The organism is Microbacterium sp. Leaf179 (genome assembly GCF_001423785.1).
Lineage (GTDB): Bacteria > Actinomycetota > Actinomycetes > Actinomycetales > Microbacteriaceae > Microbacterium.
The window spans coordinates 1,588,847-1,600,968 of record NZ_LMPH01000001.1 but is presented as its reverse complement, the minus strand read 5'-3'; the positions used below and the strand labels follow the sequence as shown (position 1 = coordinate 1,600,968).

Below are 12,122 nucleotides of genomic sequence, written 5' to 3'. Positions count from 1 at the left end.
CGTGATCGACCGTACGCCGCACCACCGACAGCCGCGGGCGGGGTTGACGCCCTTACTCGACGTCTCCGTCCACGTAGACCCAGCGGCCCCCGCGGCGGACGAACCGGCTGCGTTCGTGCAGCTCCCCAGCCCGCCCGTCGTGGCGGTACCGGGCACGGAAGTCCACGATCGCGGCATCCCCGTCTTCGCGGGCCTCGACCACCTCGAGAGCCGTCCACTCGGTGCCGTCGTCGACGACGACCTCGTCGGGGCGGGTCCGCGGATGCCACGACCGCACCAGGTGCGTCGTGTCACCCACGGCGAAGGCGGTGTAGCGCGACCGCATGAGCCGCTCCGCGCTCGGCGCCGCTTCCCCGTCGAGGATCGGCGCGCAGCACGTGCCGAAGGTCCCCCCGCCGCACGGGCAGGGTGCCGCCGCGGGAGGACGACGGGAAGCCGAGCCGAAGGACATCCCGACAGCCTAGGACGAGGGCCGTGCCCCCGTGCCAGGATGACTCCCGTGACCGACCGCATCATGCTCCTCGACACCGCGTCGCTGTACTTCCGCGCCTTCTACGGCGTTCCCGACAAGGTCACGGCGGCCGACGGCACCTCGGTGAACGCCGTGCGCGGCCTGCTCGACATGATCGCGAAGCTCGTCTCCACCTACGAACCCACGCGTCTCGTCGCCTGCTGGGACGACGATTGGCGCCCGGCGTGGCGCGTCGACCTGATCCCGAGCTACAAGGCCCACCGCGTCGTCGAGGCCGTTCCCGTCGGCGCCGACGTCGAAGAGGTCCCCGATCCGCTCGAGGCCCAGATCCCGCTCATCCGTGAGGCTCTCGCCGTGCTCGGCATTCCCGTCGTCGGCGCGGCCGAACACGAGGCCGACGACGTGATCGGCGCCCTCGCGACCCACGCCGACGTCCCCGTCGACATCGTCACGGGCGACCGCGACCTGTTCCAGCTGATCGACGACGAGCGCGGCGTGCGCATCGTCTACACGGCCCGCGGAATGAGCAACCTCGAGATCGTCGACGACGCGGCCGTGCTCGGCAGGTACGGCGTGCACGCCGCGCAGTACGCCGATTTCGCGGTGCTGCGCGGCGACCCCTCCGACGGCCTACCCGGTGTCTCGGGCATCGGCGAGAAGTCGGCGGCGTCGCTGCTCACCGCCCACGGCTCGCTCGACGGCATCCGGGCGGCGGTCGCCGACGGGTCCGCGGGCACCCCGAGCCAGCGGGCGAAGATCGCCGCCGCCGCCGACTACCTCGACGTCGCGCCCGCCGTGGTCCGCGTCGCCCGTGACCTCACCTTCGCGCCCTTCGACGATCACCTGGGGGCCGCGGACGAGACCGCCGCTCACGCGCTGGCCGAGAAGTGGAACCTGGGATCCTCGATGACCCGCGCGCTGACCGCGCTCGACCGCTGAGTCTCAGCGCGAGCGCTCCAGCCACTCCCGCAGGCGGTCGAGGGGCCACGTCGTGACGATGCGGTCGACGGGCACCTTCGCCGCCTCCGCGCGCGCGGCTCCGTAGTCCAGCAGCGACAGCTGCCCGGGCGCGTGCGCGTCGGAGTCGATCGAGAAGAGGCACCCCGCCTCGATCGCCAGGGCCAACAGCTCGTCGGGCGGGTCCTGACGCTCCGGACGCGAATTGATCTCGACCGCCACCCCCGAAGCCGCGCATGCCGCGAAGACCGCCTCGGCGTCGAAGTCCGACGGCGGACGCGTCCCCCGCGCCCCCTCGACGAGCCGCCCGGTGACGTGCCCCAGCACGTCGACCCGCGGGTCCCCCGCCGCGGCGACCAACCGTCGGGTCATCGGACCGCGTTCCATGCGCAGCTTCGAGTGAGCGGATGCCACCACCACGTCGAGCTCGTGCAGCAACGCGTCCTCCTGGTCGAGGTCGCCCTCGTCGAGGATGTCGACTTCGATCCCGGTGAGCAGCGTGAAACCGTCACCGCGGTGCCCCCGGACGATCTCCATCTGCGCCCGCAGACGCTCGGGGGAAAGGCCATTGGCCACGGTGAGGCGCGGCGAATGGTCGGTGAGAGCCAGGTACTCGTGACCCAGCCCCCGCGCGGCCTCGACCATCGCCTCGATCGGGGTGAGCCCGTCCGACCATTCGCTGTGGCTGTGCAGGTCGCCGCGCAGCTTCGCCCGCACGTCCGAACCACCCACGGGCGCGTTCTCGGCCCGCAGGGCCGCCAGTCGCTCCGGGACACCGCCCGCCAGCGCCTGCTGGATCACCGCGAAGGTCGACTCGCCGATCCCCGCGCGGCGCCGAAGACCCGGGTCGCGCAACTCGTCGTCGCTCAGCCCCTCGATCGCGGCCGCGGCGGTGCGGAACGCCTTCGACTTGTATCGCGACGACCGTTCCCGCTCGAGCAGATAGGCGATCTCGGTGAGCGCGTCGAGCGGGTGCACGATGGCCTACTCCGCCAGAGCCTTCGTGGTGTCCACCCAGTCGGTGAGCTTGGCTGCGGCACGGCCGTCGTCGACGGCGGCGGCGGCGTCGGCCATCGCCTCGGCGAGGCGTTCGATGATCGGACGCTGCACCTCGGCGGCATCCTGGAACAGTCGGTACGACACCAGACCCGCGGCGGCGTTGAGCAGCACGATGTCGCGCACCGGACCGGTCTCGCCTCCCAGCACGCGCCGCACCACCTCGGCGTTGTGATCGGGGGAACCACCGAGAAGGTCGTCGATCTCGGCGAGGGGGATGCCGAGATCCCGGGGATCGAGATCGTGCTCGTGCACGTCACCGCGACTGATCTCCCAGACGCGACTGTGGCCGGTCGTCGTCAGTTCGTCGAGGCCGTCGTCGCCGCGGAACACGAGCGCCGTCGCGCCGCGGGTGCGGAACACGCCGGTGATGAGGGGAACGCGATCGAGGTGGGCGACACCGACGGCGTTCGCCTCGGCGCGCGCCGGGTTGCACAGTGGCCCGAGGAAGTTGAAGACGGTGGGAACGCCCAGCTCCGCGCGCGTCGAAGCCGCGTGGCGGAACCCCGGGTGGAACGCCGAGGCGAAGGCGAAGGTGATGCCGGTGCGCTCGAGCGTCTCGGCGACCTGCTCCGGAGTCAGCGTCAGCGCGACTCCCAGCGACGAGAGCACGTCGGAGGATCCGGATGCCGAGCTCGCCGCCCGGTTGCCGTGCTTGACCACGGGGACTCCCGACGCCGCCGCCACCACCGCCGCCATGGTCGACACGTTCACGGTGCCGTACCTGTCGCCACCGGTGCCCACGATGTCGAGCACCTCGGCGCGCACGGGGAGCGGCACGGCCGCCTCGAGGATCGCGTCGCGGAAGCCGACGATCTCTTCGACCGTCTCGCCCTTGGCCCGCAGGGCCATCAGGAATCCGCCCAGCTGCGAGGGCGTCGCCTCGCCCGCCATGACCTTGCGCATGGCCCACGTCGACTCGGACACGCTGAGGTCGTTACCGGCCAGCAGCGCCGAGAGCAGATCGGGCCAGGTGAAACGTTCCGCCATGCCATGATCCTTTCACACGCGTGTCGCCGATCCGCGCGGTCCGCACGTCTGATGGAACCCACGCCGTACCGGGGATTCCTTGCAGATTCTGAGGCTTCCCTAAGTCTCGACGATGGAATATCTCAAGTTGAGGATGGGAATATCGGGCTCCGTCATCGCGCATAATGGAACGGTGACGACCTCAGCGACGTATTCCCAGGCCGTGCGTGCCGTGAAGCGGCCCGACCCGGTCGCGGTGGGCACCATCGTGTGGCTGGGCAGCGAGGTCATGTTCTTCGCCGGCCTGTTCGCGATCTACTTCACCCTGCGCAGCACCTCCGCGCCCCTGTGGGCCGAAGAGACGCAGCTGCTCAACGTCCCCTTCGCGACCGTCAACACGATCATCCTCGTGTTGTCCTCGGTCACGTGCCAGATGGGCGTCTTCGCCGCGGAGCGGTACCAGCCGTACCGCACCGGCAAGGCCACCGGCATTCTGAAGTGGGGAATGGTGGAGTGGTTCTACCTCACCTTCATCCTCGGCGCGGTCTTCGTGTCGGGTCAGGTGTGGGAGTACGCGACGCTGGTCGCCGAGGGCATGCCCATCAGTGCCAACCCCTACGCCTCGGCCTTCTACATCACCACCGGCTTCCACGCCCTGCACGTGACGGGTGGCCTCATCGCCTTCCTGCTCGTGATCGGTCGCGCCTACGCCGTGAAGAACTTCGGCCGCAAAGAGATGACCACCTCGATCGTCGTGTCGTACTACTGGCACTTCGTCGACGTCGTCTGGATCGCCCTGTTCTTCGTCATCTACTTCCTCAAGTAAGAGAGCTGCACTTCACATGGCACGCGAGAAGAAGACTCGTCGGGCGTCCGGACGCCGTAGTCCCCTGGCCGCCGCTGCACTGATCGGCATCGGACTCCTCCTCACCGGAGGCGTCTACGCCGGCGCATCGGCCGCGATGGCGGCGACCAACGCCACCCCCACGAGCGAAGCGAACTCGGCGACGGCCGTCGAAGAGGGCCAGAAGCTCTTCCAGGCCAACTGCGCCACCTGCCACGGCCTCGACCTGCAGGGCAGCCAGCAGGGCCCGTCGCTGTTCGGCGTCGGCGAGCTGTCGGTGCACTTCCAGGTGTCGACCGGCCGCATGCCCCTGCAGGCGCAGGGTCCCCAGGCTCCCGTGAAGCCGGTGCAGTTCACCGACGAGCAGATCAACGCGATCGCCGCGTACGTGCAGTCGTCGGCCCCCGGCCCGACGTACCCCACCGACGAGCTGGTCGACGGTGAGGGCGATCTGTCGCACGGTGCCGAGCTGTTCCGCATCAACTGCGCGATGTGCCACAACGTCGCCGGCGCCGGTGGCGCGCTCACCGAGGGCAAGTGGGCCCCCGACCTGCACACCGTCAGCCCGGTCAACATGTACGCCGCGATGGTCACCGGCCCGCAGAACATGCCGGTCTTCAACGACCTGAACCTCACCCCCGAAGACAAGCGCGACGTCATCTCGTACCTGATGTACCTCCAGAAGTCCGAATCCCCCGGCGGTTACGCGCTCGGGTCGTTGGGTCCGGTCTCGGAGGGTCTGTTCATCTGGATCTTCGGTATCGGGGCGTTGATCGCCCTCACCGTGTGGATCACGGCGAAGTCCAACTGACCGTCGTTCTCGACATTACGTAAACGCACGAGGAGCACCATGGCACACGAGGACGACGCACTCGAGCACGAGAGGGCTTCCTGGAAGCCCGGCTCGGGGCTCGCCGTCGCGGTTCCCGACGCCGTTCAGAACCCCGGCCTCCCGGGGCACCGTCAGCGCATGACCGATCAGGACCCGCAGGCGATGAAGCGTGCGGTTCGCACGGTCTACACCCTGTTCTACTTCTCGGTCGCGGCGAGCATCTGGGCGAGCATCGCCTACATGATCTTCCCGATCGAGTCGGGCGCGCTGATCGACATCCGCTACAACAACCTCTTCATCGGTCTGGGCATCGCGTTCGCGCTGCTCTCGATCGGTATCGGCGCCATCCACTGGTCCAAGTCGGTCATGTCCGACAAGGAGTACATCGAGGACCGCCACGCCACCCGTGGGCGCGACGAGGTGCGCGAAGCAGCCATCAACGTGTTCGTCGAGGGCGACAAGGAGTCCGGCTTCGGCCGTCGCGAGATCATCCGCAACTCGCTGTTCGCCGCTCTCGCCGCCTCCGTCATCCCCGGCATCACGCTGTTCCGCGGTCTTGCTCCGCAGGATCAGGACCCCGTGAAGCTCCTCAGCCACACCATGTGGAAAGAGGGCTCCCGCCTGTCGCACGACCCGTCCGGTCGTCCGATCCGTGCGGCCGACGTCACCATCGGCTCCGCCTTCCACGTCATCCCGGAAGAGCTCGCCAGCCTCGGCCACGACGAGGGCTACCTCGAAGAGAAGGCCAAGGCGATCGTGCTGCTGATGCGTCTGCAGCCCGAGCAGCTGAACCCCGACACCAACAACATGGACTGGTCGTACGACGGCATCGTCGCGTACTCCAAGGTCTGCACGCACGTCGGCTGCCCCGTGGCGCTGTACGAGCAGCAGACCCACCACCTCCTGTGCCCCTGCCACCAGTCGCAGTTCGACGTCGCCAATGGCGCGGCCGTCATCTTCGGCCCGGCCGCCCGTCCCCTGCCGCAGCTCCCCATCTCCGTCGACGCCGAGGGCTACCTCGTCGCGCAGAGTGACTTCCACGAGCCCGTCGGCCCCAGCTTCTGGGAGCGCTCATGAGCACCGGTACCCATCCCACCGAGAACGTCACCTCCGCGCCCGCAGTGCACGCAGGTGCCCCGGCGACCGCCGGCCGCGACGGCAAGCCCCTGGGCGGACGCTTCGTCGGTGCCGCCGCGAACTATCTCGACGAGCGCACGAGCATCTCGGGCATCGTCAAAGAGATGGGTCGCAAGATCTTCCCCGACCACTGGTCGTTCATGCTGGGTGAGATCGCGCTGTGGAGCTTCGTCGTCGTGCTGCTCTCGGGCACGTTCCTGACGTTCTTCTTCCAGGCATCGATGGTCGAGACGCACTACAACGGCGCCTACGAGCCCATGCGCGGCATCGCGATGTCGGCGGCCATGGAATCGGCGCTGCACATCTCGTTCGACCTGCGCGGTGGACTGCTCGTCCGTCAGATCCACCACTGGGCCGCCCTGGTGTTCGTGGCCGGTATCGGCGTGCACATGCTGCGCGTGTTCTTCACCGGTGCGTTCCGCAAGCCCCGCGAACTCAACTGGGTCGTCGGCTTCATCCTCTTCATCCTGGCGATGGCCGAGGGCTTCACCGGCTACTCGCTCCCCGACGACCTGCTCTCGGGCAACGGCCTCCGCATCATCGACGGCATGATCAAGGGTCTGCCAATCATCGGCACGTGGACCTCGTTCCTGTTGTTCGGCGGGGAGTTCCCCGGCACCGCGATCGTGGGTCGTTTGTACACGCTGCACATCCTGCTGCTGCCGGCCATCCTGGTCGCGCTGCTGGCCGTGCACCTCATGTTGATGATCATCAACAAGCACACGCAGTTCGCCGGCCCCGCCCGTACGAACAGCAACGTCGTCGGCTACCCGATCCTCCCCGTCTACGCGTCGAAGATGGGTGGCTTCTTCTTCATCACGTTCGGTGTGATCGTCTTGATCGCCGCGCTCGTGACGATCAACCCGATCTGGAACTACGGACCGTACGACCCGTCGCCGGTGTCGGCCGGAACCCAGCCCGACTGGTACATCGGCTTCGCCGACGGCATGCTGCGCCTCATCCCGCCGCACCTAGAGTTCGTGCTGTTCGATCACACGTTCTCGTGGAACATCATCATCCCCGTCGGCGTGCTGGGTTTGTTCATCGTCCTCGTGCTGATCTACCCCTTCATCGAGGCGTGGGTCACCGGCGACAAGCGTGAGCACCACATCGCGCAGCGTCCGCGCAACGCGGCGACCCGCACCGCCATCGGTGCGGCGGGTGTGACGTTCTACGCGGTCATGTGGGCGGCGGCGTCGTCGGACATCATCGCCACGCACTTCCACCTCACGATGGAAGGTGTCATCCACGTCCTGCAGGCCCTGCTGATCGTGGGCCCGATCCTCGCCTACTTCGTCACAAAGCGCATCTGCATCGCGCTGCAGAAGAAGGACCGCGAGATCGCACTGCACGGCTACGAGTCCGGACGCATCGTGCGCCTCCCCGGTGGCGAGTACATCGAGGTGCACCAGCCCGTCGACGAGTTCGAGCGCTGGAAGCTGGTCGACAACGAGGAGTACGCTCCCCTCGTCGTCCGTCCGAACGCGAACGGGCAGATCCCCTGGCACGAGAACCTGCGTGCGTCGGTGTCGCGCTGGTTCTTCGAGGACCGCCTCGCGCCGCTGACGCAGGCCGAGCTCGACGCGGCGGTCGCTCACCAGCACCACGAGCTCGACCACATCGCGCACGAGGAGGCCGACGAGATCGCCGGCGCCAACGCCCGTGCCGATGAAGACGGCCGCCCGCCCATGGCGATCGGTGAGCACACCGAGGTCGAGTTCCCCGCTCCGAAGGGCCTCGAGGAGCGCAACCGCCCTCAGGGTGACAAGAGCGAGTAAACCCTCGATACGAAACCCCGGTGCTTCGGCACCGGGGTTTCGTCGTTCCCCCAACGGTGGTGACCCCGGCGACGACAGCTGCGGGTCAGCCCCGGTGTGGCAGGATGCCGCGGCATCGTGGCATCCGACCCACTCCCCCGTCGCGCGCCCGCTGTCTACCGTGGGAACGTGACCGATGCTCTCGAGTACTTCCGCACCCGCCTCGCTGTCGAGACCGATCCCTCCGACGTCCACGCCGCACAGAAGGCCGGCGATCGCTTCGTGCTCGTCGACGTGCGAGGTGACGAGGCCTGGGCGCAGGGACGCGTGACGGGTGCGATCCATCTGCCGTACCGCCTGATCGAGCAGCGAGCTCCGCAGGAGATCCCCCTCGACATACCGGTGGTCGTCTACTGCTGGAGCCCCGGCTGCAATGCCGGCCAGAAGGGCGCCCTCGCCTTCGCCCAGCTGGGCTACTCGGTGAAGGAGATGATCGGCGGCTACGAATACTGGGTGCGCGAGGGTCAACCGTTCGAGAACGATGAGGGGCCGTGCGAGCGAGTGTTCGACTCCACCGTCATGGTGGTGCGCACGTAGCTGTGTGCGCTGTCGAGCCGGTGGGCAGCCGGATGCCGTGACCCGAGCAAGCGCATTTCGACCGCGGGGACGGAGCACGGTCCTATCGGCGTCTGCTCGCTCAGCCTTGCGGGATGTACTTCGCCATTGTTGACGAGCACGGGGTCGGCTCCGCGACCCGGCGCAGCGGTCAGGACGCGAGCGTGATACCCCACAGCCTGCCCGGAGGTCTTCGTTCCCTCAGCCGTTCACAAGCCTGCCCGGCGGAGGACATTCGCGTCGCGCTGGGGCTGAGGCCGTCGCGGAAGGCATTGGTGGCCTCGCACCGCTTCTTGGCGGGTGTCTCTCAGAGTCCAGCGGACACAAAACTCCGGCGGCGCAATGCCCATCAGGTGCATTGCGTCGCCGGAGTGAGAGAGACTCCGCTCAGGGGGCCGTGATGAAGTAGCGTTCCTGGCCGTACGCGTTGAAGGCGTTCTGCGTCAGACCCGTGATCGGTCGGAGCCCCGTGACTGCCGTCGGGGTCGACGTGGTTCCGATCCCGGACAACTCCGTCTCACCCCACACCAACACGGTGCCGTCCTTACGCAGCGCTGTCACGGACCGCGAAGACACGTAGATGCGGCTCACGTTCGTCGCACCCGCGACCAGAGTCGGGCGATAGATGTTGGGACGCGGAGCAGAATCGCCCAGACCCAGCTGACCATTCTCGTTCCAACCCCACCCATACACCGCGCCATCCGCTGTCACCGCGAAAACCGCCACCTGGTTGCCGTCTGCGGCCTTGGCCAGTCCCGCCCACACCGAGACGAAGTTCGTCGGCAACGGAGCGCCACTGTTATCGACGAGAAGCTTCAACGGCGTCCAGTGGGTATCACCGTTTCCCCCACCGACATAGGAGCCGTACCCGTACCCCCACCCCCACAACGAACCATCACTGCCGACGCAATACCCACCGAATGTGCGAGTAGCGACGGACACGACCCCCACACCGACCGCAAGCTGGGTTAGCGTGCGGTTCCCTTGATCCGTACCCAGACCCAGCGTTCCGACATAGTTTGATCCCACGCCCCACAAGGCGCCACCCGACCGCAACACGAAGGTGGAATTAAATGCCGCAGCCACACCTACTGCATCTGTAACCCCGTCCATCTTCACGGGAACGCTCGTCACCGTTCCCTGAGACGCCGCATTCCCCAGCTGCCCCGAGCGGTTGTTACCCCAGCCCCACACCTCACCGTTCTTCAAACGAACGATGAAGAAAGCGAATCCGGCACGCCCTTCCGTCCCAGAGACAACTTCGGCGGCGCCCGACAGGCTCGGAACCTTGCCCCACGCCTCGCGGCCGGACGTCGACCCGTCGCCCATCAGCTCCGGCTGACTACCCCTGGTCCACACCGAACCATCTGCCAACACCACAGCATTGTTACCGCCACCGGTGTAAGTGCTCGTGATCGACACCACCGGCGACGGAAACACCCGAGCGTACTGAGCAGGGGGGAACGAGTCGTACATATTCGCCCCCAGCACCGTGAGGGAGTCCGTTGCCTGGCCGAAGTCGGTGGAGCCGGACACGATGACGGTGGCACCCGGCGTGGTCCAGGTGTCGGGGGTGACGGTGGTCTGCACCGTACCCGCCGACGATGTCGTGCCCGAGGTGGCGGCCAGCACGGAGCCTGCGGTAGCAGACAAGGCCACCGGCACACCCGACTCGGGCGCGCCACCCGAGGTCACCGTCGCCGTCACGGTGCTGGCGGCACCTGCCGTCAAGGTGGCACCCGCGACGTCGACCGTGAGGGCCTCGGAGCCGGTGATGAAGTAGCGTTCCTGGCCGTACGCGTTGAAGGCGTTCTGCGTCAGGCCTGTGATCGGTCGAAGTCCCGTGACCGCTGTCGGGGTCGACGTGGTTCCGATCCCGGACAACTCCGTCTCACCCCACGCCATCACGGTGCCGTCCTTGCGCAGCGCCGTCACGGAGCGCGATGACACGTAGATGCGGCTCACGTTCGTCGCACCCGCGACCAGAGTCGGGCGGTAGATGTTCGAACGCGGAGCAGAATCCCCCTGACCCAACTGGCCATTCCCGTTCTCACCCCACCCGTACACCGCTCCATCCGCGGTCACCGCGAAAACCGCCGCGTAGTTGAAGTTTGCTGCTCTGGCCAGTCCCGCCCACACCGACACGAAGTTCGTGGGCAACGGGGCGCCACTGTTATCGACGAGAAGCTTCAACGGCGAGGCGTGGCTATCGCCGTTCCCCCCACCCACATAGGAGCCGAATCCATACCCCCAACCCCACAACGAACCATCACTGCCGACGCAGTACCCACCGTTTCGGCGAGTGGCAACGGACACGACCCCCACACCGACCGCAACCTGCGTCAGCGGGCGGATGCCTTGATCCGAACCCAGACCCGCCGTGCCGACATTGTTGGATCCCACAGCCCACAAGGCACCAGCCGACCGCACCACGAAGGACGCATTCTCTGCCGCGGCCACGCCTACTGCATCTCCGACCCCGTCCATCTTCACGGGAACGTTCGTCACCGTCCCCTGAGACGCCGCATTGCCCAGTTGCCCCGCGCCGTTGGCACCCCAGCCCCACACCTCACCATTCTTCAAACGGACGAGGAAGAAACCAAGCCCGCTACCCCCGTTCGTACCCGCGACGACTTCGGCGGCGCCCGACAGGCTCGGGACCTTGCCCCATGCATTCCGACCTGACGTCGAGCCGTCGCCCATCAGAGCCGCCTGACTGCCAAACGTCCACACCGAGCCGTCCGCCAGCACCGCCGCACCGTTACCGCCAGCAAAGTGGGTATTCGTGATCGACACCACCGGCGACGGAAACACGCGATCATACTGAGAAAGGGGGACATTCGCGTACATATTCGCCCCCAACACCAAGAACGGCTGGGCGGCGGAGCTCGTGCCGCTGACCGCGGTCAAGGTCACCGTCGATCCCGGCGTCATCCACGGTGTCTTCAGATCCACCGTCGTCGAGAACACACCCGACCCGTTCGTGGTTCCGGTCGGGGTGGCGAACACCGCGTTCGACGGGCCCAGGAGCGACACCGACTGACCCCCCTGCGGGATGTCCTGCGCATCGGTCACCGTCACCGTCACCGGCGTCGCACCCGACGCAGGAAGCGACTGACCCGCCGACGAGATCGTCATCTTCATCGTGTTCGACCCCGCATACGCGGGCGTCGCCGACATGGCCATGATCGCCGGCACCGCCACGACTCCAGCTCCCAACACGGACCGGCGCGACATCGAGGAGACGCCGCCCCTCCCAGTTACGTCAACTGCGGGTACTGGCGGGTGGAAAGGCGATGGATTTACGACACCGGTCATAACAAGCTCCAGACTGAGAGAACGCGATCCCCAAGAGCGAGGCGCACGTTAACATCCTGCGCACCAGCCGTCCCGCCTCCCCACGATCACGCCTGAATCGGGCCTGAAACCACCATCGCCGTCACCCCGACAGCGATCGATCTTTCACCCGGGCCGATGATGTCA

At 67.3% G+C, this 12,122-nt stretch carries 10 protein-coding genes; 6 read left to right on the top strand and 4 right to left on the bottom strand.

Features of this window, described 5'->3' with window-relative positions; translation table 11 throughout:
* Positions 1-52: 52 nt before the first annotated feature.
* On the bottom strand, positions 53-451 hold the full coding sequence (locus ASF96_RS07325; protein WP_055937432.1) for a YchJ family protein: 399 nt from the start codon (positions 449-451) through the stop codon (positions 53-55).
* Between the two features lie 48 nt (positions 452-499).
* Between ASF96_RS07325 and ASF96_RS07320 the strand changes: the two genes are divergently transcribed.
* Positions 500-1,411, top strand: coding sequence for a 5'-3' exonuclease (locus tag ASF96_RS07320; RefSeq protein WP_055937781.1), 912 nt, complete (start codon positions 500-502; stop codon positions 1,409-1,411).
* Positions 1,412-1,414: 3 nt separating this feature from the next.
* Here the strand turns inward: ASF96_RS07320 and ASF96_RS07315 are convergent, their stop codons facing one another.
* Positions 1,415-2,407 carry a PHP domain-containing protein gene (locus tag ASF96_RS07315; protein ID WP_055937429.1) on the bottom strand — a complete coding sequence of 331 codons (993 nt, stop codon included), beginning with the start codon at positions 2,405-2,407 and terminating at the stop codon, positions 1,415-1,417.
* Between the two features lie 6 nt (positions 2,408-2,413).
* Complete coding sequence (gene trpD / locus ASF96_RS07310) at positions 2,414-3,475, bottom strand: anthranilate phosphoribosyltransferase (protein WP_055835617.1); 1,062 nt, start codon at positions 3,473-3,475, stop codon at positions 2,414-2,416.
* Positions 3,476-3,608: 133 nt separating this feature from the next.
* Between trpD and ctaE the strand changes: the two genes are divergently transcribed.
* The 5 genes from ctaE to ASF96_RS07285 all read left to right on the top strand — a co-directional run bounded on the left by ctaE (position 3,609) and on the right by ASF96_RS07285 (position 8,621).
* Positions 3,609-4,280, top strand: a complete 672-nt coding sequence (gene ctaE / locus ASF96_RS07305; RefSeq protein WP_055835614.1) for an aa3-type cytochrome oxidase subunit III — start codon at positions 3,609-3,611, stop codon at positions 4,278-4,280.
* 16 nt (positions 4,281-4,296) lie between these two features.
* On the top strand, positions 4,297-5,109 hold the full coding sequence (gene qcrC, locus ASF96_RS07300) for a cytochrome bc1 complex diheme cytochrome c subunit (RefSeq protein ID WP_055835609.1): 813 nt from the start codon (positions 4,297-4,299) through the stop codon (positions 5,107-5,109).
* A 39-nt stretch (positions 5,110-5,148) separates the two neighbouring features.
* Positions 5,149-6,207 carry a cytochrome bc1 complex Rieske iron-sulfur subunit gene (gene qcrA, locus ASF96_RS07295; protein WP_055835606.1) on the top strand — a complete coding sequence of 353 codons (1,059 nt, stop codon included), beginning with the start codon at positions 5,149-5,151 and terminating at the stop codon, positions 6,205-6,207.
* Complete coding sequence (gene qcrB, locus ASF96_RS07290; RefSeq protein WP_055937425.1) at positions 6,204-8,045, top strand: cytochrome bc1 complex cytochrome b subunit; 1,842 nt, start codon at positions 6,204-6,206, stop codon at positions 8,043-8,045. The genes qcrA and qcrB overlap by 4 nt, the downstream gene beginning before the upstream one ends.
* A 168-nt stretch (positions 8,046-8,213) precedes the next feature.
* The gene (locus tag ASF96_RS07285) at positions 8,214-8,621 is read left to right on the top strand and encodes a rhodanese-like domain-containing protein (protein ID WP_055937422.1); all 408 of its coding nucleotides are present in this window, start codon (positions 8,214-8,216) and stop codon (positions 8,619-8,621) included.
* A gap of 405 nt (positions 8,622-9,026) precedes the next feature.
* Here ASF96_RS07285 and ASF96_RS16470 read toward each other — a convergent pair whose 3' ends face one another.
* Complete coding sequence (locus ASF96_RS16470) at positions 9,027-11,843, bottom strand: hypothetical protein (RefSeq protein WP_162239411.1); 2,817 nt, start codon at positions 11,841-11,843, stop codon at positions 9,027-9,029.
* Positions 11,844-12,122: the final 279 nt, after the last annotated feature.

Coding starts and splice junctions, on each gene's coding strand:
- qcrC (WP_055835609.1), top strand. CDS start 4,297: ATGGCACGCGAGAAGAAGACTCGTCGGGCGTCCGGACGCCGTAGTCCC.
- ctaE (WP_055835614.1), top strand. CDS start 3,609: ATGGGAATATCGGGCTCCGTCATCGCGCATAATGGAACGGTGACGACC.
- qcrA (WP_055835606.1), top strand. CDS start 5,149: ATGGCACACGAGGACGACGCACTCGAGCACGAGAGGGCTTCCTGGAAG.
- ASF96_RS07325 (WP_055937432.1), bottom strand. CDS start 451: ATGTCCTTCGGCTCGGCTTCCCGTCGTCCTCCCGCGGCGGCACCCTGC.
- trpD (WP_055835617.1), bottom strand. CDS start 3,475: ATGGCGGAACGTTTCACCTGGCCCGATCTGCTCTCGGCGCTGCTGGCC.
- qcrB (WP_055937425.1), top strand. CDS start 6,204: ATGAGCACCGGTACCCATCCCACCGAGAACGTCACCTCCGCGCCCGCA.